Raw genomic sequence first — 21,577 nt, 5'->3', positions numbered from 1 at the left:
TCCATTACCGTTAAAGTGGCTTGCAAAGGGCGTCGACGGTTTCGAAAAAGGCAGATGCCTCTGCTTTGTCCGCGAGCGTGTAGTTCAATGAGCAGCTTTTGCCGTTGGCCAGGTAGACGGTCAGCGGCATTCCGGGCTCTATGTTCGACAGAAAGATCTGGCCATTGCCCGCGACGGTGGAGAGGTATTGTTTGTTGCCGTCCAGTACCATCAAGCCTTTATCCAGCGGCTGGCCGTTGATGTCTTTGGCGGTCATCAGTACCCGGCGGCTGGAGACAACGCCGAAATCCACCCGTTTTACCGAGCCGCGAGCGACTTGGACTTCTTTGAAAGCGTTCACGATGTCGACATTGCGCGGCAAGCTGCTGGAGGCAATTTCCAGGCGGTTGTTGCTGTAGGCCTGCAGGCTCGGCGCGACTGCTTTACCCGAGTAGTCTGTCCACACCGGGCCTTGCGGCGTGGCGATCTTCACGCCGGAGATATCCCCTACCGAAAGGATGCTGAAGGTATCGTCCACGGCATAAGGCGTGAAGGTAACGCCGTCCTGATGCGCTACCACCCCGCCGCTGAGGCTGGCGTTGTAAGTCGTCGTGTCTTTGCCGTTGCGCGAATAGCCCAGCGTTGCTTGTGCGTAACGAGGAAGAATGTTGGTCATCACAGAGATATCGGTTTCCCGGTCCGAGAGGTCTCGCTCGGCTTGCAAGCGATAACCGAAACTGTCGTTCACTTGTTCGTTGTAGGTGGCGCCGGTGCGGGTGCTGTTGCTGTCGGCGTTCACATAGGTGCGCACGGTCCGCGTTCCAATCGGCACACTCACCGACAGGTATACGGCGTCGCCAGTGTCATAAGGACCTCTGTCGCCCATGCTCTTTTGCACGTTCAAAGACACATTGGCGCGCTTGAAGTTTTTCGACCAGGCGCCAAGCAGGCGCTGGGTAGTCGTGCCGTCGAACACGGTTGAATAAGAATGCGAGAGGCGAAATCCGCCCAGGGTTTTATGGGTCCAGCCCATGCCGGCGGTGTATTGGTTGCGGTACCGTCCGTTGAGCCAGGAGTTGTCGTCGATATAGGTTGTATCCACCAGGTCACGGTAGCCTTCGGTGTTTTGCGTAGCGCTGAAGTTCAGCGACAGTCTGTCGTTGACCAGCGTGTTGAGCGACGCACTCAACTGGGTGCCACGGGCATTTTCTTCAGAGGCCGCCGAGATCAACTGCCGTAGACCCAGGGTGGTGGCGGGGGTCAAGGCATGGTCCGCTGCCCAGCCAGCGGCCTGATAGGCCGTAGCCCCCATCAAACCAGCCGTGAGGTTGGTCTTGCCATTCAGTTGCCAGGTACCGGTCCCTGTTACCAGCGTCGGCTTTTTGCTGTCGACCTCGCCATAGGGGCGATATTGGCCCGCCGCAAAGGAAAACCCGGGGGTAGATCCCAACATGCCGCCGCCAAGGCTTGCCGCAGGAATCGAAAACGCCTGCCTGGAGCCGTCGGCCTCAATCACGGTCACGTCGAGGTCGCTGTTACTGCTGAGCAATTGCAGATTGCTCAGGCTGAAGGGCCCGGCAGGCACAACAGAGGTATGGATCAGCGCATTATTCTGGCGTACTTCTACCCGTGCCGTGGAGTAGGCGATGCCTTCCACCGTTGCACCACTGCCCTGGGACGCTGGGTGCAGTCCAGTTTCCGGAACAATCTGGATACCGGTAATCGAGTCACCCGAAAAAATGGAGTTGCTGATGTTGATCTGGCCACCCTGAACAATCGAGCTGATCTCAGAAAACGTTTTTTGCCCATAAGCATAAAGGTGCTCGGCGCGGCTGCTGTTATTTTGCGAGGTGTAGGTCTGCCTGCTGCGCAATATCCAGTCGCCAACATTCAAACCGGCGACGGTATCCACCGAGCGAAACTCACTGGAGCCGCTGGAGAACTCACTATTGACGCCAATCACATTATAGTTGAGCAAGGCCGCGGTGCCGCCACTGTCGTATTGATCAACCGCCTGTTCTGGTGATTTCAAGGCATCGGTAGGAACAATAAGGTGAACTTCTTCTTTGCCGGGCTGCAATTGCACCAGCGTGTTGGGGAATGCCTTGATAAAGTCGTAGGTTGGCGTATCCGCTGAAGCGTTCTTGCGATGAAAAGCGGCGGCGGGAAGTTTAAGCTGGGCTTTGTCGAGCAGGTCTTTATCGAAAATCAATTGGCCTTGTGAATCAAATGCAGCGTGCGCCTGGCCTTTGCGTTCACCGTTGACAAACAGCGTCACTACTTGCTGGCCTTCGCGAAAGCGCGGCGCATCGGCAAAGTAGGCTGCCAGGCTTGGATCAATACCTCGACCTTTGAGCATATCCAGATCAAAGGTCACAGTGGCGGGCGTGTTCGCCTGCGCCGCCACGGCATAGTCGGCGCCTGCGGGTTCGGCGCGAACGGGGGTCATGGCAACGACACTTATCAGGATTGAAAGGGTACGAACAGAATAAACTCCATATGCATGGAAGTCGCGAATTGAAGCCGTGGTCATAGTCTGAATATCCATGCATATCGTCAGCGGCAAAGCGGGTAACGATGCGTGCTAAGTCGAGAGGTGCAGTTCGGCGGCTTAGTTAGAAAGCGGCGCTTCGTAACTTTCTACCGAAAACCCATACACGGTCGCTGGCTGGATCTTGATTGCCGTCGCGCCACTTTTTACTTCCGAGGGCAGGGCGACCGTAATCTTTTCATTGGGCAGTACATAAAGTTTTGGCAGGCTGGCGACGGCGTTCGAGGGTAATACATTGACTGACTGACCGAGCCTTACTACATAAGGGCTGGGGTTCTCGACGGTGAGGTTTTTGCCGTGAACGGACCACTTCAGATGGGTCCATGGCTCAGGCTCTTTTTCCAACCCTTTGGGGTTGATGATCACCGGCAGGTTCTGTCGCACATTCATGCCGATCCTGGCGCCTGCCGAGTTTTCTTTGGGTGGGATTCCTTCAAAGGTAACCCTGCGCAAGCGCTGGACCTTGAGCGGTGTTGGCGAGTTCAGCAGAAAGCGCACCGCCTGGGTTTCTCCTGGTTCCACGCGCGCCACGGGAGGGGTTAGGACTATAAGATTTTCCTGGTCATCCTCGAGGTTTTCGATGGAGCTATAAAGCAGTGCAGGCGAGGCGTCGGAGTTTTTGATGTTAATCGTCTTTTCGCCTACGCCCTCATCCAGGATAACGACTGTCGTTTCCGGAATCATGCCGGCTGCGTAGGTAGCAGGGGCGGCTATAAGGGTAAAGGCATAGGAAATGAATGTCGCAGTAATGAGTCTGCGATGTGGATGGGTTTTCCAAGGCATGAAGAAGTTCCGTACTTAAAATGAAAGTTGGTTTTCTCGCTTTATGTCAAGGTGGATGCGTTTTGAAAGGAGAAAGGTTGTTTCATCGCTATTGATTGAAGATGGCGACGCAGTTGAACCGGCCCCAGCAACAGGGGCCGGCTAAGTTGAGCTATGAAGCTCGCCTGTTATGGATAAACCACTTCAACGGTGGTCAAGCCATCCAGGATGATGTCGTTTGCCATGGGCAGTGTGTTGGCCGGGGCCAACGATGTGGTTACGGTAATGTCCGCGGTAATCGTTCTGTGAGGAGCAGGGTTACCGGTGGCGCCGTTGGTGAACCCGATGAGTTGGTTCCCAGCGTTGCTGAAACGGCCATTCCAAATGTTCCAAGTAGTGCCGCCGTCCAAACTATGGGTGCGGGCAGTGGTGCCCATGTCTGCAACACCGCCCGTAAGCTGGACGGCATAAGTGCCGATGTTGGCCCCATTTGGGGCGGCGCCCAGACCGTAGAGCGACACAGCAGTAGCTCCAGGAGGCACCACACCAGTGGCGACTGTTGCTGCACGTTCATCCGCTGCCTTCAGATAAAAGGTTGTGGGTGCGTCGCAGGTGATGTTGATAGTGGTTAATTTGTTGGGAAGGTCCGTCTGAGCAGTAGCGTTCAGAGTGCCCGCTGGAATGTTGCCATAGTCAATAATCGAGCCGCCGGCAAAGTTTGGTACGCACGCCGCCGGCGTGATCGTGCCAATGACTTTCAACTCGGCCTTTGCCGCGTGGGCGTTGAGTGACGACAGCATTGCAGCGGACAGCAAACCTACACTGATTATCTTTTTCATTTACTAAACCCTAATACGATTTAAATTGCTTTCACGCTGGCGCGAGTTGCAAACGTAATGTTTCGAACACTCAGGCCAAATGGTCTGCTTGCCAGCCAGAGGCGAGGAAGCAGGCACTAATTTAGGCGGAGGGGCCGGGACGCGGACCAAGGAAGATCGCAAGTGTCTGTAGGAAATTTCCTATGAATCGATTGGATGTTTAGACAGGAGTGTTTGTAATTTTCGCTACTCGTGGGAAATTCCCTACATGGCGGTGGGAAGTGCCTTATACGGCCGTTCTTTCATTTATTGCAGAGTTGCGGGGCTTGCGCTCGAATAATTATGGAAGGGCTCCCCATGTTGTATGCACCTGGTTTTGTACTTTCTTTGTCCGCCAGCCTGGTTTTGTTTGCGCTTGGCGAAAGTACGGCGTTAGCAGCCCAGCCTGAGTTGACTGCTGACCTGGTTTTTGACGGTGAGGTGGTCAACAGCACAGGGGACAACCGCCCCGGTATCAGCCTTGGCGGAAATAACCTTGAGGTACTGATCAATGACAGTGCTGTCACCACCGATGGGCAATTCAGCCATGGCGTGGCGGTGACGGGAACAGGCACAGATTTGCGTGTCAGAGGTTCCAGCCTCACCACCCAGGGCAACAACGCCTTCGCCTTGAACCTGCAACGCGGTGCGCAGGTTCAAGTCGACAGGTCAACGCTTGCCACCACCGGCCAGTTTTCTTCGGCGGTCAATCTGCTCGATGACAGCGTGATCACTGTGCGCGAAAGTGTGCTGCAGACGGCCGGCGACGGTGCACATGGTCTCTATCTGCTGGGGGCAAACAGCCGTCAGCGCGCGCTCGCCACGCTTGAGAACACGCAAGTCCATACCCACGGCGACAATGCCATCGGCGTCAATGTCAATCGCAACGCCACGGCGACCCTGGATAACAGCAGGATTCTCACCAGCGGCGCGAATGCCTATGGCGTCTGGGTGCCGGATGCCGACAGCCAGTTGTTGGCGAGCAATCTGAGTATCCAGACCCAGGGCGACAACGCCATTGGCGTCTTCACCCAGCGAGGCGGCAAAGCCAGCCTCGATGGTGGGCAGATACAGACTTCGGGTAGCCTGGCCTATGCGCTGTATGCCGGTAACGCGTCGACAATCGATGGGCAAGGCCTGTTGTTGAAGGTCGGCGCGAACAGTGTTGGCGCGTTTGCCGCTGATCGTTCGCAAATCCACCTGGACAGCGTCGAACTCAGTAGCGAGCAGACGACCATTGGCCTGGCGGCTTATTCCGGTTCGCTTATCGAAGCGAGCAACTCGACGGTGAGCCTGACCGGCGATGCTGCCAGAGCTGTGCAAGCCAGCAATGGCGGCACCTTGCGCCTGGATAACGTCGCGGTCAGCGCCGACGGGGTCAACAGTATGGGTGTGCAGTCGTTGGCCACTGCCGGGGTGAGCAACAACTTTGAGATCAACAACTCCAGTCTGGACGTTGCCAACGGCCGCGCCATCAGCGTTCAGGGCGGCAGTGCGCAGATTGACCTGAGCGGCTCGACCCTGAGCGCCGATACCCTGCTGTCGGTGGAGCAACGAACCCTAGCCGACGGCCGCCTGGTCGACAGTGAAGACGTGCTGATCAAGGCCCGCCAGTCGACCCTGAGCGGCACAGTCCAGGCCAACGCACACAACGCGCAGTTACTTCTGGCCGAGGGCACCCGCCTGACCGGCACGGTCCATGGTTTGAATGTGCTGACACTCGAGCAAAGCGCCTGGAACATGACCGGCAGCTCGCAGGTGGGGCAGTTGAATCTTGATCAGGGGCAGGTCCGTTTCAGTAATCCTGCGGCCAGCGTATTGACGATTGACGGCGACCTCAGCGGTAACGGTACCTTCGTGATGAACAGCGACCTGGCCAATGAGCGCGGTGACCTGATCAAGGTTGGTGGCGTGATCGAGGGCGAGCATACCCTGGTGATCGAGGACTCCGGCCATGAGCCCGCCGCCGCCAACGGCAAGCTGATGGTGGTGGATGGCAACGGTGGTGCGGGGCGCTTCAGCCTGTATGGCGGGCATGTGGATGCCGGCGCCTTCCGTTACACCCTTGAGCAGCGGGCAGACGACTGGTACCTGGCCAACACTGCCGGGGTGCCGCCTGTTGATCCGGTAGACCCAGTGGATCCGGTAGACCCGGTCGATCCAGTCGATCCGCTTGACCCCGTTGATCCGGTCAATCCGGTCGACCCTGTGGTTCCAGTAAACCCGGGCCCCGAGCACCTGTCGGCAGGCGCCAATGCGGCCATCGCTTCCCAGGCTGGCGCGGCAACTTTGTGGAGCGCGCAGATGAACACACTGGTCAAGCGCCTGGGTGAGCTGCGCCTGGGCAAGGACGAAGGTGGTGTGTGGACCCGCGCCATCGGCAGTCGCTACAACATTGCCGAGCATTCCAGTCGGGCCTTCAGCCAGAACAACAGCGGGGTCGAGATCGGTGCCGACAAGGCCATCGGGCTGGCCAGCGGCACACTCTATGTCGGTGGCATGCTCGGTACGGCCAGGTCGGACCTGAACTTCGGTGAAGGCGCATCCGGGCAGATCGACAGCCGGATGCTGGGCGCCTACGCGACCTACCTGAACGACAATGGCCTGTATGTCGACAGCGTCATCAAGTACAGCCATTTCGACAATGACCTCAAGCTGCCGACCAACCTGGGCACTGCCGTGAAGGGCTCTTATGACAGCCACGGCTATGGTGTCGACGTCGAGGTGGGCAAGCACATCCTGCTCAAGGATGGCTGGTTCGTCGAACCCCAGGTCGAACTCAGCGCCACCCGCACCACCGGCGCCCACTATACCGCCAGCAATGGCTTGCAGGTGGACTCGGCCGCCATGGACTCGCTGCAAAGCCGTGTTGGTACGTTGTTCGGCCGCAGCCTGGCGCTGGGCAATGGCATGCAGGCGCAGCCCTACGTCAAAGCCTCCTACATCGCTGAGCATGCTGGTGACAGCCATGTCACGGTCAATGGTTACAGGCTCGAGTCGCAGCTGCCGGGCGATCGCGTCGAGCTGGGGGTTGGCGGGATCTTGCAGGTCAGCGACCGGAGCAAGGTGTCGCTCGACACCGAGTTTGCCAAAGGCAATGACATTGAACAGCCATGGGCCGTGACGCTCGGCTATCGCTATCTGTGGTAATGATTGCTCCCTCCTTTGCCCAGCCGCTGCTGGGCTTTTTTTTGCCTGGCAGTTCTGGCCGGCGCGTAGATCGAAAAATTTCTGCCTGAGAAATTTCCTACAGGAACTAAGGCCGTTACATCGGTTGTTTGTCCAGTTGATGACAGAAGATGAGGTCCAGCACTTCTCGTGGGTAGGGTCCAATGCTTACTTCTCCTTTGCGTGTCATCGTCCTTGAAGATCATTCGTTTCAGCGCGCTATTGCTGTCAGCATGCTGCAGCAGATGGGCTGTACCGAGGTGTTCGAGGCGGCCGACGGGGCAGAGGCGCTGGCAGTACTGAAGGATGTCGGCCCGGTCGATGTCGCCCTGTGCGATTTGCAGATGGAGGGCATGGATGGCCTGGCCTTCATGCAGGCCGTTGGTGATTCAGGGCTGGTGGGTTCGGTGATTATCAGCAGTTCGCTGTCTGCGGATCTGCGCCGTACGGTTCGCCAGATCATTTCCTTGTTGAACCTGGAACTGCTCGGCGATATCGGCAAGCCGCTGCACTATGAAACCCTGGAGTGCATGCTAAAAAAGCATTGCGCTGTGCCGCGTACTGGAATGCTGCCCGAGCAGCCCGAGTTCGTGCCTAGTGAAGCCCAGGTGCGCCAGGCCCTCGCGTCCCACGAGCTGTGTGCGTTCTTTCAGCCAAAGTTCAACCTGCAAACCGGGCAAGCCACCGGGGTTGAAGTCCTGGCCCGCTGGCGCCATGGGGCCGGCAAAATGTTGTCGCCTGCGTGCTTCCTGCCCGTTCTGGAACGCCACGGCTTGCTCGATGAGCTTCTGCGCCAGCAGTTGCACCAGGGCCTGGCACTGCAACAACACCTGCGTGCCTGTGGGCATCAGCTCAATTTCGCCTTCAATCTACAAGCCGCTCAGTTGTCCAACGGCACCCTCGCGGCGCAGATCCGCAGCTTGCTGCGTGAGTACGCGGCGCGGGGTTCGGAGCTGACCTTCGAACTGACCGAAAGTGGCCTGCTACAAGCGCCGGAAGCCAGCCTTGAGTGCCTGTTTCGCTTGCGCATGATGGGTTGCCAGTTGTCGATCGACGATTTTGGCACCGGCTTTTCCTCGCTCCAGCGTTTGCTCCAGTTGCCCTTCAACGAAATCAAACTGGACGCCGAGTTCGTTCGCGCACTCATGCATGAGCCGCGTTGCCATGCGGTGGTCAACAGCACCCTGGCGCTCGGTGGCGCACTGGGGATGTCGGTGGTTGTCGAGGGCATCGAGACCGATGAACAGCGCCAGCGTTTGCTCGACATGGGCTGCACCCAAGGGCAGGGCTACTGGTACGCCAGGCCCATGAGTGGCGAAGAGCTGGTGCGCTGGCTCGGGCGAGCCGAGCAACGGAGCCAGCGCGCATGACTAACAAGGCTCTGCGAATCCTGATTGCCGATGAGCGTCACGCGCAGCTGTTGCGTGTTGAAAAGCAGCTGAACGCCCTCGGTTACTACCGAATCGCGCCGGTTCGCACCTTTGACGAACTGGCATCGCTGACCAGCAGCCCCCAGGCGCCCTTTGACCTGCTCATCGTCAACAAGGCCCTGGCTGTGCCGCAGGGCGTCGAGTTGAGTGAGTTCTGCCGGTCACGGCCGCAGATTCTGCACACGCTGTTCTACGGTGACCTGGACCAATCGCCTGAGCGTGCCAACGCGTGCCCGGCGCAGGCCGTGCGGGCCTTTCTGCTCAAGCCGCCGGACACCTGCGCCCTGGGTGCACTGATGAGCGTTATCGATCCATCGCCCTTGGCCCGCCAGAAATCACCGGCGAGGTTGCAGGCGAACTTTCGAGCTTAACCCACCCAGCACACGAGGTACCCGATGAACCGTCAGTAAGCAGATGTGCATTGCCAGTGGGCAATGCGCGTGTGGATTTCTATTGCCTCTCACCTGTGTGAAGAAGGCGTCGAGCACTACTTGGACAAGCACAACTGGAGAACCCAATGAGTATTAAACAGACAACCCGGCGAGTCGTATTTTGGTCCTCGCTGCTCAGCGCAGCGGTATTTCTCAGCGCCTGCAGCAGCATGCCCGTACCCAGTGAGCAGGTCTCCCTGGCCAGAAATGCCCTGAACCGGGCGGTATCGGCGGGCGCCACCCAGTACGCCCCGGTGCAGATGAAAACTGCACAGGACAAGAGCGCCCTGATGGACCAGGCGCTGGGTGAGAAAAACTTCGTCCAGGCCAAGGAGCTTGCCGAGCAGATCCAGGCCGACTCGGCCCTGGCCGAGCGCATGGCCCGTACCGCGAAGTTGCAGAACGAACTGAAAGCGGCGCAGAACGGTATTCAAGTCCTCAAGCAGGAAATGCTGCAGGCACCTGATGCTGGTTTGAAGCCTGCCACCCCTATTGCCAACTGAGGATAATTTCATGCGTATCTTGTTTCCTGCTGCTTGTGTCGTCGCCCTGGCATTGACCGGTTGTGCGGCAACCCCCGAAAACCCGCAACTGCTCGAGGCGCGCAAGCTCTACTCGGATCTTCAAAGCAAACCTGAAGCGAGTACGCTCGCTGCCCTGGAGACCCAGGATGCCTCCGTCGCGCTGAGCAAGGCCAACCAGCTGTCCATTGAGGATCGCCGTGCCCCGGGCATCGACCAGTACGCTTACCTGGCCAAGCAGAAAATCGCCCTGGCCGAGCAGACGATTCTCGGACGCAAGGCTGAAGCCGGTCTGAGCACCATCGATGTGCAGCGCACCCAGGTGCAGCTGGATGTGCGTACCCAGCAGCTCAAAGCCTTGCAGGCGATGAAAGCCAAGCAGACCCCCCGCGGTGACGTGGTTACTTTCGGTGATGTGCTGTTCGATACCGGCAAGGCCGACCTCAAGCCGGGCACTTAGCGCGATGTACAGCGACTGGCCGATTTCCTGATCAACAACCCCGAGCGCAAAGTGCGCATTGAAGGCTTCACCGACAACGTCGGCGGCGATGCCTTCAACCAGCGTCTGTCCGAGCGTCGCGCTGAAAGCGTGGCCTTTGCCCTGGAGCGCCTGGGTGTCGACATGAGCCGCATGGTTACCCAGGGCTACGGCAAGGAATACCCGGTGGCGGATCAAACCTCGGCGCAATCGCGCCAGCTCAACCGTCGTGTCGAGGTGATCATTTCCAATGGTGCATCGGCGGTCGAAGGCCGCAGCTAACGCCAGGACTGACGAAGGGAAACCACGCATGAGCCCCAACAAAGTGCTGACCACCGCCAGCGGCGCGCCCGTAGCCGACAATCAGAACTCGCGTTCTGCCGGCCCGCGTGGCCCGCTGCTGCTCGATGATTTTCAGCTGATCGAGAAGCTCGCCCACTTCAATCGCGAGAACATCCCGGAGCGCCGGGTACACGCCAAAGGTTCCGGTGCCTACGGCAGCTTTACCGTGACCCGCGACATCAGCGATTTCACCCGCGCCAGGTTGTTCGAGTCGGTGGGCAAGCAGACCCCTGTGTTCCTGCGTTTCTCGACTGTCGGCGGCGAACGCGGTTCGGCGGATACCGAACGTGATCCGCGTGGTTTTGCCGTGAAGTTCTATACCGAGGAAGGTAACTGGGACATCGTCGGCAACAACACGCCGGTATTCTTCATTCGTGATCCGCTGAAGTTTCCCGACTTCATCCACTCCCAGAAGCGCCTGGCGCAAAGCAATCTGAAGAGCGCCCAGGCGATGTGGGACTTCTGGTCGTACACCCCCGAAGCGCTGCACCAGATCACCATCCTGTTCTCTGATCGCGGGATTCCGGATGGCTACCGGCATATGCACGGATTTGGCAGCCACACCTACAGCCTGATCAACGCCAAGGGCGAGCGGCACTGGGTGAAATGGCATTTCAAGACCCAGCAAGGCATCCGCAACCTGACGCCGGAGGCGGCTGCCCGCCTGGCCGGTACCGACCCGGACTACGCCCAGCGTGACCTGTTCAACGCGATCGAGCGCGGTAATTTCCCGCGCTGGAACGTGTTTATCCAGGTCATGAGCGAAGCCCAGGCCGCGGGTCATGAGCAGAACCCGTTCGACGTCACTCAGACCTGGTCGCAGAAGGCATTCCCGCTGATCAAGGTTGGTGAACTGGAGTTGAACCGCAACCCGCTGAACTACTTTGCCGAAGTCGAACAGGCAGCGTTTGCACCGAGCAACCTGGTGCCGGGCGTTGGCCTGTCGCCCGACCGCATGCTGCAGGGACGCGTATTTGCTTACGCCGACGCCCAGCGTTATCGGGTCGGCACCAATTACCAGCAGTTGCCGGTCAACGCCCCACGCAGCCCGGTCAACCACCACCAGCGTGATGGCGCCATGGCCTTTGGCAGCAATGGTGGAGCGGCGCCGAACTACGAGCCGAACAGCAATGCCGAGGCGCCGAAACAGTCCCGTCAGCATGGCGAACCGGCCCTGGCCCTCGAGGGCGCTGCCGATCGCTATGACCAGCGCACCGACACTGACTACTACAGCCATGCCGGCGCTCTGTTTCGCTTGATGAGTGATCAGCAGCGAACCCTGTTGCTCAACAACATTGCCGGTTCAATGGCCGGGGTCGGCGTGGAAGTTGTCCGTCATCAGCTACAACACTTCTTCAAGGCCGACCCGGCGTATGGCGAAGGGATCGCACAGGCGTTGGGTATACCCCTGAACCAAGCGGCTGATCATTCAAAGCAAACGAGATAAAAACAATGCACCTATTGAACACTGCAGCGGCGTTGCTGGTTGCCGTTTCTACAACCTATACATCGCTGGCCTGTGCTGCATCTGCAGACGCAGAGGGTTACTACGCTGTGGTTCGCTTGATAAGTGCCGAACAGAAGGAACGCAATGTGGACGATAGCGTGCGCTCTGGTGTTAGCGCATTGGTGTCCGGCGATGACAGTACGCATGCGCAGGTCCAGGGCTATCGCTACCTCGACAGGGGCAGGCAGGACGAGAAAATGAAGGCCAGCCTGGTATCCCGTCGGATCCTGCAGGGCGCGTGCTGGACCTTTTAACGCACTGGAAAGTCGCGTTATGTGCCACTGGCGGGCCTGGGCCCGCCAGTGTGGCAGCGATATCAAAATTACTCATATCAGATTTAAGTTTTGGCGGATTGCTCGATATCAAGCGCCGGAGGAGCATGCACACACCATCCATCACCCAAGAATAACGACCCATGACCCTCTCTACTGTGGCAGCACTGCAACTGGGTTCGCACCCCGACGGCAAACAACCAACCCTGGAGGCGATTCTTGCCTACGAGGCTGAAATAAAGGCCGCTGGCGCCCAGCTGGTGGTCATGCCCGAAGCCCTGTTGGGCGGCTACCCGAAAGGCGAAATCTTCGGCACCTACATGGGCTATCGCCTGCCGGAAGGCCGCGAGGCCTTTGAGCGCTATTTTGCCAATGCCATCGATGTGCCGGGCGCCGAAACCGCCGAACTCGCAGCCCTGGCGCAACGTACCGGCGCGCACCTGGTGGTCGGTGTCATCGAGCGCAGTGGCAGCTCGTTGTTCTGTTCGGCGCTGTTCTTCTCGCCGGAGCAGGGCCTGGTGGCCAACCACCGCAAACTCATGCCGACCGGCAGCGAACGGCTGATCTGGGGCCAGGGCGACGGCTCGACCCTGCCGGTGATCGATACCCCGGTGGGCAAGATCGGCGCGGCAATCTGCTGGGAAAACCACATGCCGCTGCTGCGCACGGCGATGTACGCCAAAGGCATCGAGGTGTGGTGCGCGCCGACGGTGGACGAGCGCGACAACTGGCAAATCTCCATGCGCCATATCGCCCACGAAGGGCGCTGTTTTCTGGTCAGCGCCTGCCAGTACCAGCCGTCGCCACGCGACCTGGGCACCAGCCTGCCGCACTGGGATGACGACCGTCCGCTGATGCAGGGCAACAGCGTGATCATCGGCCCCATGGGCGAGGTGATTGCCGGGCCATTGAAGCACGGCCCCGGTTTGCTGGTGGCGCAGATCGATTCGGCCGAGCTGGTCAAGGCGCGGTACGACTTTGATGTGGTCGGCCACTATTCGCGCCCGGATGTCTTCACCTTGCTGGTTGATGAACGGGCGAAAAGCTCGGTGAAGTTCCAGCAATAACCCGAAGTGGGCAGGGCGCGCGTGCGCCGGTTGCCCTGATGTTGCTGCACACCTGGCTTCGTCCTGAGGCCAGGTGCCTGTCGAATCCGACACGCTCTGCGGTTGATCGTTGCTGGTTGATTGTTGCTTTGAAGTTTCTGCGCTTTGCGTTGCCCTGCACCAATAACAAAAATACTAGAGGCTTGTCAGAAATGAATACTGGTTCGCACCTGCTGTACCGCAAGATCGCCTGGAAGATATTGCCGCTGCTGTTTGTCAGTTACATCGTTTCCTACCTGGACCGGGTCAATATCGGTTTCGCCGCGTTGCGCATGCAGCAGGACCTGAACTTCAGCGATGCGGTCTACGGGCTCGGCGCCGGGGTGTTTTTCCTCGGTTATGTGCTGTTTGAAGTGCCCAGCAACCTGCTGCTGACCCGCATCGGTGCGCGCAAGACCATCATGCGCATCATGATTTCCTGGGGGCTGGTGTCCTCGTGCATGATGTTCGTGCAGACGCCTTTGCAGTTCTACCTGGCGCGGTTTTTCCTCGGGGTGTTCGAAGCCGGGTTCTTCCCGGGCATCATCCTTTACCTGACCTACTGGTTCCCGGTGCGCATGCGCGGCAGCGTGATCGCCGTGTTCATGTCGGCCATTGCCATCGCCGGCATTCTCGGCGGGCCGCTGTCAGGCTGGATCATTCGCGCCATGGAAGGCGTGCATGATTTGCACGGCTGGCAGTGGATGTTCCTGCTCGAAGGGGCGCCGGCGGTCATCCTCGGTATTCTGGCCGGCTTCCTGCTGATCGACCGGCCCGAGCAGGCAACGTGGTTGAGCCGCGAAGAGCGCCAGCGCATCGCCGCAGAGGTTGGCACGCCCACCGGCAGCACAAGCCACGCACTCGGTGCGGTGGTACGCGACCCGCGTATCTATGCCCTGGCGCTGGTGTATTTCTCGGTAATGGCCGGGCTCTACATTCTCGGTTTCTGGCTGCCGGGGATGATCAAAAGCTACGGCGTCGACGACCCTTTCCATATTGGCCTGCTGACGGCGGTGCCCTACATCGCCAGCGCCGTGGGCATGATCGTCATCGGCAGGCATTCCGATGCCGTCGGCGAGCGCCGCTGGCACCTGGCAAGCTGCATGCTAGTGGCCGCCTGCGCGTTGATCGCCTGCACCCTGGTGCCGGGCAACCTGGTGCTGGGCCTGGTGACCCTGAGCGTGGCGGCGGTCGGGCTGTATGCCTCGATGCCGTTGTTCTGGACCATCCCCACCCGTTACCTGGGCAGTGAATCAGCTGCCGGCGGCATTGCCCTGATCAACTCCCTGGCGCTGTTTGGCGGCTTCACCAGCCCAACGGTGCTGGGGCTGGTCAAGGCCAGCACCGGCAGCCTGGATATCGGCCTGTATCTGTTCGCCGGCTTGCTGGTGGTCGGCGCTGGCGCGCTGATCCTGGCGCTGCCGGCCCGGCTTATCAAAGAGAGCCCAACGTTGGCGGTGCAGGGTGAAGTCTGCGAATCACTGTGAACCCGACGCAAGCCACCAACAGGTCAAGGCAATGAAGACAAAAGTGCAATCGGATGAAGCTGTCGCGGTACGCAAAATCGGCGTGATCGGCGGCTTGGGGGCGCTGGCCGGGGCAGACCTGTTCTACAAGCTGACCCGCTCGCGCCAGGTGCTGGCCGAGCAGTTCAACTGCCACCTGCTGCTGGAGCAGCAGGCTTTCAGCGACGCCGCGTTGCCCCTATACGCCGGGGCCAGCGTCGCCTCGCGCAAGTTCTATGTCTATGAACTGTGCAAGGCGTTCGAGGCCCGCGGTATCGAGACGGTGATGCTGCCGTGCTTCGCCAGCCATACCTTCCTTGGCGAGATCCAGGAGCAACTGAGCCTGCGTATTCTCGACATGATGGCGGCGCTCAAGCAGCACATTGCCGGCCGGTATGCGCCGGGGACGGTGCTCGGCGTGCTGGCCTCGGATGTGGTTCGCGGGTCCGGGCTGTTCGAGCGCTACCTGGGCGGCGACTACCGCCTCAGCTACCCGCCGGCGGCCGAGCAGGCAGCCTTGATGGCGGCGGTGTACGGCGAGGCTGGCATCAAGCACGGCGGGCTCGACGGCGCGCCGCTCGAGGCCGTACAGCGCCTGGCTGGCGCGCTGCAGGCGCAGGGTGCGGCCGTCATCGTACCGGGCATGACCGAACTGGCCCTGGTCTGCGCGGCCTTGCAGCGTAGCGGCATTGCCATGCTCGACAGCAATGCGATCTATGCCGACTTCGCCGCCAGCGAGCACTACCGGCGCGCCGAGGCGCCGTTCAAGCTCGGCGTCGTCGGCGGCGTGGGGCCGGCGGCAACGGTGGACTTCATGGATAAGGTCGTGACCAACACGCCTGCCGGCAAGGATCAGGACCACATCAAAATGGTGGTCGAGCACAACCCGCAGATTCCCGACCGCACCGCGAACCTGCTCAGGGCTGAAACCGATCCGACCATTGCCCTCTACGCCACCTGCCAGCGCCTGGCGGACGCCGGTGCCGATGCCATCGCCATCCCGTGCAACACCGCTCATGCGTTCGTAGCGCGTATCCAGCCGCACCTTGAGGTGCCGATCGTCAACATGCTCGACGAGACCATCGCCTGCATCGTCGAGCAGCATGGCGCGAGCACGCCAGTGGGGCTGCTGGCCACCTCGGGCACGTTGCAAAGCGCTGTCTATCATGAGGCCGCGCGGGCGGCCGGCTTGCAGCTGATCACCCCGGGGCACGAATACCAGACGCTGGTGATGGAGGCCATTTACGGCGCGCGCGGGATCAAGGCCGGGTTTACCGAGGGCATCTGCAAGGAGCAGTTGCTGGTGGTCGCCGAGCACCTGTGCGAGCTGGGTGCCGGGGTGTTGATTCTGGGCTGCACCGAGCTGCCCTTGGTGCTCAGCCCGGTGCCGGCCTTGGCCCTGGGTCGGCACCGGGTGGCGGTGGTCGACCCGACCACGGTACTGGCCCGCGCGTGCGTGCAACTGGCGCTCGATGCCCGGCCTCAGGACAGGCAGAAGGTGTTGTCCACCAGTTGAATGATCAGCGACTTGACCGTTTGCAGCGTGCTGTCGTGCTTGCTGCCCACCCGCGTGCCGATTTCCAGGTCGTAGGAGGGCAGCGGCACCGGGCAGGGAAAGGTCTGCAGGGTGCTGACCCGTTCCATGGCCCGGGCGGCGTGGGTGGGCACCGTGGTGATCAGCTTCGAGCCCACCAGCAGAAACGGCACTGCGGCAAAGTGCGAGGTCGAGGCGCGGATGCTGCGCTTGTAGCCGGCCGCATTCAGCCCCTCGTCGACGATGCCGACGAAACCGCCCGACGACACCAGCAGGTGCGGCCGCTGGGCGTAGTCCTCGGCGCTGCTGGGGATGCTGTTGTCAGCGTCGGCGATGCACAGGTAGTTGCCGCGGCCCAGGCGGTGGCGGGCAATCAGCGGCGACGACAGCCCGCCGGCAGACACGGCGATATCGATCTGATGATGCATGAGCATGTCCTGCACCAGGCCGCTGTGGGTCTGGCGGAACAGAATGCGCAGGCCGTGCAGTTGTTCATCGATCAGCGCCACCAGGCTTTGCCCCAGGGCGATTTCGCTGTCGTCGGAGAGGCCGATGGTGATGGTCCGGCCCTTGATGTCTTTACCCGCGACCGACAACGCAAAGGCTTGCCGGCAGCGATTGAGGGCCTCGCCAATCAGCGGCGCCAGCTCGTTGGCGCGCAGGGTCGGGCGCAGGCCACGGCCGGTGCGTTCGAACAACGGGTCGGCGTAAATTTCCCGCAGCCGCGCAAGGGCCGCACTGACCGCAGGCTGGGTCACCCCCAGGCGCAGCGCAGCGCGGCTGGCACCGCCTTCTTCGATCAGGGCGACAAACACTCGCAGTAAGTTCAAGTCGACAGAGTCGATATCAATGCTATGCATATCAGATATCTTGATAGTTGATTGATTTATAGTATAGGCGTACGCACAATCCGCGGACAAATACTTCATCAGCGTATTTGCAGTGGCTGATGAGTTGGGCAGTCGAGTTTGGGAGCGTATGAAAGGTTCAGCAGTAGTTAAGGGGTTGTTGTGTGTATTACTTGCACCGTGGTTAGTGGCCAGTGGGTCTTTTACGGTAAGTGCTGCAGACCTTGTCGCGGCACCGGGCGTCGCCGCCGAATCGTGGATGTTGATGGACTATGAAAGTGGCGAAGTCCTGGCCCAGGGCAATGCCGATGCGCGCATCGACCCTGCCAGCCTGGTGAAGATCATGAGCAGTTATGTGATCGGCGAGGCTCTGCAGTCCGGCGCACTCAGCGCCAGTGACCGGGTGACCATCGAGCACGATGCCTGGGCCGCAGGCAATCCGCACTTGCAGGGTTCTTCGTTGATGTTTCTCAAGCCCGGCGACCGGGTCTCGGTACAAGACCTCAATGCCGGGGTTGTGGTGCAGTCTGGCAATGACGCCTGCATTGCCCTGGCCACTTACATCGCCGGCAGCGAAAACGCCTTTATCGACCTGATGAATGAACAGGCCGGCAAACTTGGCCTGACCAATACCCAGTTCAAGACCGTCCATGGCCTGGCCGCCGAAGGGCAATACAGCAGTGCCCGCGACATGGCGATACTCAGCCGTGCGCTGATTGCCGAGTTGCCGGCGGAGTACGCCTTGTACAAACAAAAGGCCTTCGCCTTCAACAACGTTCAGCAATACAACCGCAACCGCCTGTTGTGGAGTACCAGCCTGGATGTCGACGGTTTAAAGACCGGCAACTCCAGCGCAGGCGGCTACAGCCTGGTCACCTCGGCGCAACGTGACGGGCGCCGCCTGATTGCCGTGGTGATGGGTGCCAAGTCCGATCGGCTGCGCTTTCAGGAGTCGGAAAAACTGCTCAAGTGGGGCTTTCGCGCATTCGAGACGGTGACGCCGATCCAGGCCGACGAGGTGTTCATGAGCAAGCGGGTGTGGTTTGGCCAGACCCGCAACGTCAAGCTCAATGCCGGCGCGCAAGCGACCATCAGCGTGCCCTACGGGCACTCGGCCGAGGTGCAGGCCAGCGCCATCGTCGACACCGCCGAACTTCACGCGCCGTTGCAGGCGGGGCAGGTGGTGGGGGTGGTCAACTTCCAGGTGGGCTCAAAACACGTCGCCAGCAAGCCGCTGGTGGTGATGGAAAGCGTGGAAGAGGGCGGCTGGTTCAGCCGGGCCTGGGACTACCTGTTGCTCAAGGTGTACCAATGGCTGGGCGTGTGCCTGTTGTGCGCGGGCTAGTTGCGATCCTGTAGACGAGAAGAGGGGCCTATGAACCGTTATCTGCGCTGCTTCCTGCCCGTGCTGTTGGTATTGACGGCGACAGGCTGCAGCAACCCTGCAAGCACCAGCGAACACTCGCTGTTCGTCTCGGCGGCCGAGGCCGATGCCAACAACCAGCGCGCCCTGCAAGCGCTGTCGGATGAGCCCGATGTGGCCGGCGGCCTGGTGGTGTATTTCGACACCGACAGCTCGGCGATCGAGCCGCCTTATCAGGCCAGGCTTGCCTATGTGGCCAACTACCTGGTGAGCCATCCCGAGGCCGAAGTCTTTGTCGAGGGCCATACCGATGACATCGGCTCGCCCGAGCAGAACTTCGTCCTGGCCCAGGCGCGTGCCGCGATGATTGCCTATTACCTGGTCAAGTACGGCGCCTTGTATGAACAGGTGAATGTTCACGCCTATGGCGAGCATTCACCGGTGCGCGAGGGCAGTGGCAAGGACGACTTGAAGCTCAACCGCCGGGGCGTGGTGGAGTGGGTCAGCCATGGGCACAGTTTGGGCTATGAGTTTGAGCAACAGTGAGCAGGGTTTGAGTTCAAAGCGCCTTCTTGTTTCTCACGCTCCAGGCCTCGAGGAAACCGTTGGTTGGAAAAACGACGGGGTGTTTATCCATCCTGACCTTCACCGGGACATCCTTGGCGAAGGCGTTGTAGATATAGTGCTGCGCGGCATCGGAGACCGGCAGGAAGATCGACACCTTGGTGCCTGGTTTTTCCTCGCGGCACTCATGCAGCACCTTGATCGGCTGATCGTTGACTTCAATAAAGCCCTCATTGGTCTGCAGCTTCCCGCAGTCGACAAACTGCGTGAAGATCATTTTTGCGCCCTGTTCCGTGGCATTGATGACGGCGTTGTAAACGACAACGCCGTCCTTGAAACCCTCCGAGTTGCTCAGCGCAATCGCACTGTACGGCGCGTCCTTGCTGAACTCGTTGAACAAGGCGTAGCGGTACTTATCGGTGCCGATGGTTTTCGCCAGCTTGCGGCCTTCATCGGTTTGCATGTCAATGACGAAGTGCCCAGCGACAGCCTGGGAGGAAACTGCCGCCAGCAGCAGAATGCCAGGCAGGCAGAGGATTTTTTTTGCGCGTGAGATCATGGAGCAGTTCCTTGCTTCGACTGACAGCCATGATATCAAATTGACGCCATTGCCTTAAGGTTGGGTTTGACTGTCGGCTTTAATCACCGACGTGTCTGTGCGGAACTCCGCTGCAAAACGGGGCCGCTGCTCTTAATCCATTTAATAATGCTTCTCAGTTAATGTAGTATTCGCCGCTCTCCGGCGGGGCCGGTTCACCGAAATAGGGCTGAGCATGTCACGCATTGGCACCTCTGATCTGCTAACCAACTTCCATGAGCACTACGCAGAACTGTTGGCGTTCCTGGCTCGGCGGTTGGGTAACGTTGAGCAAGCTGCCGATGTGGCCCAGGATACCTATCTGCGTTTGGTTAACCTGCCGGCGGGCGAACCGATACAGGAGCCTCGCGCGTTTCTGTTCCGCATAGCTGGCAACCTGGCCATTGATCGTATGCGTCGGGAGGGGCGACTCAATGCTTTGCATGCCGATGAATCACAGGCCCTGGAGGTATGCGATCCACGCCCTTCACCAGAGACTGCTCTGATCACAGATGAGGCTTTGGCACAGCTCGATATCGCCATGGACAAGTTGCCAACCAACGCAAGGTTGGCGCTACTGCTCAACCGTCTCGAGGGGCTGACCCATGCGCAGATCGCCATAAGACTCGGCGTTTCCGAAAGCACCGTGGGAAAGTACATTGTTCAAGCTGTACGTCATTGTCGCGACTCGCTGAGCCGGACGCAGTGGAGATGAACCGCTTGCCTTATACGAACGTGCCCCCCCAGACTCTGACGCCTCTTCACACTTCCAAGCTTGAAGAACCCATGACCGACAGTGTTGATCCTTCCGATCTGGAAGACCAGGCCATCGAGATGCTGGTGCATCTGCACTCAGGTCGGGCTACTACAGCCGATCACCTGGCCTATGACAACTGGTGCCAGCGCTCTGCGTTCCATGCTCACGCCGCAAGCAGGGCCGAGGCATTGTGGGGCGCGTTCCCCCTCACACAAAAAGCCCGACAATTCGTTGCTCCGCCCCCCGAGAAACGTCGTAAACCTGTACGCGCCTTATGGGCAGCCGGCATGGCTGCTTGTGTTGCAATAGTGGTGTTCAGTGCAGCGCTGCAACGCCCCTGGTCAGCGCTCTATGCCGATCATGTGACAGACCCTGGCGAGCGACGGGAATTGCGCCTTGAAGACGGCAGTCGGCTGTGGATGAATGGTGACACCGTGCTGTCGGTGAATTACAGCCATAACCAACGTGGCATCACGCTGTATCAAGGGGAAGCACTCTTCGAAGTTGCCAAGGATTCATCACGGCCTTTCATCGTTCACGCCGCTCAAGGTGATGTACAGGCGATCGGCACACGTTTCGATGTGGATCAGCGCGGCGACAAAGTCACCGTCCAGGTGAGCGAAGGGATAGTCCAGCTCAGTTCGGGCGGGGAGACCCTGCGTCTGCCCGCAGGGCAATCCACGGCCTATCGCCAGGGTCTGGCGCCGCAGATGGCGGTGGAAGTCGATGTGCAGGATGTCGCCACCTGGCAGCGAGGCAAATTGATTTTCAATGCGCGGCCGCTGGGTGAGGTGCTCGCCGAACTCGACCGGTACATCCCAGGCGTCCTCTACCTGACGGATGAAACGCTGGCGGCACGGCGTATCAGCGGCACATTCGAAGTGGATGATCCACACGCTGCGCTCAATGCGCTTGAGCAGACGCAGCCACTTCGCATCACTCGGTTGCCGTTACTCACGCTGGTGCGGCCCAAGCGCTGATACAGGGCCAGCATCCCTTCCCGGAGAGCACCTTGCAAAAAAATGAAAATTCTTTGGCAAGGTCCT

Annotated in this window: 18 protein-coding genes and 1 pseudogene; 14 read left to right on the top strand and 5 right to left on the bottom strand. The window is 59.8% G+C overall.

The annotated features are described in order from the left end of the window. Positions 1-10: 10 nt before the first annotated feature. The 3 genes from BLR26_RS19885 to BLR26_RS19875 all read right to left on the bottom strand — a co-directional run bounded on the left by BLR26_RS19885 (position 11) and on the right by BLR26_RS19875 (position 4,131). The gene (locus BLR26_RS19885) at positions 11-2,527 is read right to left on the bottom strand and encodes a fimbria/pilus outer membrane usher protein (RefSeq protein ID WP_093384622.1); all 2,517 of its coding nucleotides are present in this window, start codon (positions 2,525-2,527) and stop codon (positions 11-13) included. 63 nt (positions 2,528-2,590) lie between these two features. Continuing rightward, positions 2,591-3,313, bottom strand: coding sequence for a fimbria/pilus chaperone family protein (locus BLR26_RS19880; protein WP_093384618.1), 723 nt, complete (start codon positions 3,311-3,313; stop codon positions 2,591-2,593). A gap of 167 nt (positions 3,314-3,480) precedes the next feature. Further along, positions 3,481-4,131, bottom strand: coding sequence for a DUF1120 domain-containing protein (locus BLR26_RS19875; RefSeq protein WP_093384615.1), 651 nt, complete (start codon positions 4,129-4,131; stop codon positions 3,481-3,483). A gap of 429 nt (positions 4,132-4,560) precedes the next feature. Between BLR26_RS19875 and BLR26_RS19870 the strand changes: the two genes are divergently transcribed. The 10 genes and pseudogenes from BLR26_RS19870 (at position 4,561) to BLR26_RS19830 (ending at position 16,404) form a co-directional block, all read left to right on the top strand. Beyond that, positions 4,561-7,299, top strand: coding sequence for an autotransporter outer membrane beta-barrel domain-containing protein (locus tag BLR26_RS19870; protein ID WP_176794276.1), 2,739 nt, complete (start codon positions 4,561-4,563; stop codon positions 7,297-7,299). A gap of 182 nt (positions 7,300-7,481) precedes the next feature. Continuing rightward, entirely contained in the window at positions 7,482-8,687 is a 1,206-nt protein-coding gene (locus BLR26_RS19865) for an EAL domain-containing response regulator (RefSeq protein WP_093384607.1), read from the top strand. Next, positions 8,684-9,118, top strand: a complete 435-nt coding sequence (locus BLR26_RS19860; protein ID WP_093384603.1) for an ANTAR domain-containing protein — start codon at positions 8,684-8,686, stop codon at positions 9,116-9,118. The genes BLR26_RS19865 and BLR26_RS19860 overlap by 4 nt, the downstream gene beginning before the upstream one ends. A gap of 146 nt (positions 9,119-9,264) precedes the next feature. Continuing rightward, positions 9,265-9,681: a DUF4398 domain-containing protein gene (locus BLR26_RS19855; protein WP_093384600.1), complete on the top strand. Its 417-nt coding sequence runs from the start codon at positions 9,265-9,267 to the stop codon at positions 9,679-9,681. Positions 9,682-9,691: 10 nt separating this feature from the next. Beyond that, positions 9,692-10,459 (top strand): annotated as a pseudogene (locus tag BLR26_RS19850) (OmpA family protein). 28 nt (positions 10,460-10,487) lie between these two features. Next, complete coding sequence (locus tag BLR26_RS19845) at positions 10,488-11,966, top strand: catalase (protein WP_093384597.1); 1,479 nt, start codon at positions 10,488-10,490, stop codon at positions 11,964-11,966. Between the two features lie 5 nt (positions 11,967-11,971). Next, the gene (locus BLR26_RS27205; RefSeq protein WP_143013294.1) at positions 11,972-12,280 is read left to right on the top strand and encodes a hypothetical protein; all 309 of its coding nucleotides are present in this window, start codon (positions 11,972-11,974) and stop codon (positions 12,278-12,280) included. A gap of 161 nt (positions 12,281-12,441) precedes the next feature. After that, positions 12,442-13,365 (top strand): carbon-nitrogen hydrolase family protein, encoded by a 924-nt coding sequence (locus BLR26_RS19840; protein ID WP_045201544.1) that lies wholly within the window; start codon positions 12,442-12,444, stop codon positions 13,363-13,365. Between the two features lie 191 nt (positions 13,366-13,556). Next, positions 13,557-14,870: an MFS transporter gene (locus BLR26_RS19835; protein WP_045201542.1), complete on the top strand. Its 1,314-nt coding sequence runs from the start codon at positions 13,557-13,559 to the stop codon at positions 14,868-14,870. Positions 14,871-14,901: 31 nt separating this feature from the next. Next, positions 14,902-16,404, top strand: coding sequence for a cysteate racemase (locus tag BLR26_RS19830; RefSeq protein ID WP_093384594.1), 1,503 nt, complete (start codon positions 14,902-14,904; stop codon positions 16,402-16,404). On the opposite strand, the gene BLR26_RS19825 is transcribed toward BLR26_RS19830, so the two are convergent. Then, complete coding sequence (locus BLR26_RS19825; protein WP_045201538.1) at positions 16,371-17,282, bottom strand: LysR family transcriptional regulator; 912 nt, start codon at positions 17,280-17,282, stop codon at positions 16,371-16,373. The two genes, BLR26_RS19830 and BLR26_RS19825, sit on opposite strands and share 34 nt — an antisense overlap. A 118-nt stretch (positions 17,283-17,400) precedes the next feature. Between BLR26_RS19825 and BLR26_RS19820 the strand changes: the two genes are divergently transcribed. Together BLR26_RS19820 and BLR26_RS19815 are read left to right on the top strand one after the other, a co-directional pair. Continuing rightward, on the top strand, positions 17,401-18,615 hold the full coding sequence (locus BLR26_RS19820) for a serine hydrolase (RefSeq protein ID WP_093384591.1): 1,215 nt from the start codon (positions 17,401-17,403) through the stop codon (positions 18,613-18,615). Positions 18,616-18,645: 30 nt separating this feature from the next. Further along, entirely contained in the window at positions 18,646-19,179 is a 534-nt protein-coding gene (locus BLR26_RS19815; protein WP_052676571.1) for an OmpA family protein, read from the top strand. Positions 19,180-19,192: 13 nt separating this feature from the next. Here BLR26_RS19815 and BLR26_RS19810 read toward each other — a convergent pair whose 3' ends face one another. Beyond that, positions 19,193-19,756, bottom strand: coding sequence for a hypothetical protein (locus tag BLR26_RS19810; RefSeq protein WP_093384588.1), 564 nt, complete (start codon positions 19,754-19,756; stop codon positions 19,193-19,195). 214 nt (positions 19,757-19,970) lie between these two features. On the opposite strand from BLR26_RS19810, the gene BLR26_RS19805 reads away from it, so the two are divergent. Together BLR26_RS19805 and BLR26_RS19800 are read left to right on the top strand one after the other, a co-directional pair. Further along, the gene (locus tag BLR26_RS19805; RefSeq protein WP_045201532.1) at positions 19,971-20,489 is read left to right on the top strand and encodes a sigma-70 family RNA polymerase sigma factor; all 519 of its coding nucleotides are present in this window, start codon (positions 19,971-19,973) and stop codon (positions 20,487-20,489) included. Positions 20,490-20,560: 71 nt separating this feature from the next. Next, positions 20,561-21,511, top strand: a complete 951-nt coding sequence (locus tag BLR26_RS19800) for a FecR family protein (RefSeq protein WP_093384585.1) — start codon at positions 20,561-20,563, stop codon at positions 21,509-21,511. Positions 21,512-21,577: the final 66 nt, after the last annotated feature.

Origin of the sequence: Pseudomonas sp. UC 17F4, from assembly GCF_900101695.1 — a bacterium.
Classification (GTDB): domain Bacteria; phylum Pseudomonadota; class Gammaproteobacteria; order Pseudomonadales; family Pseudomonadaceae; genus Aquipseudomonas.
Note: the sequence above shows the minus strand (reverse complement) of the source record. Positions and strands in the feature narration are given on the sequence as shown.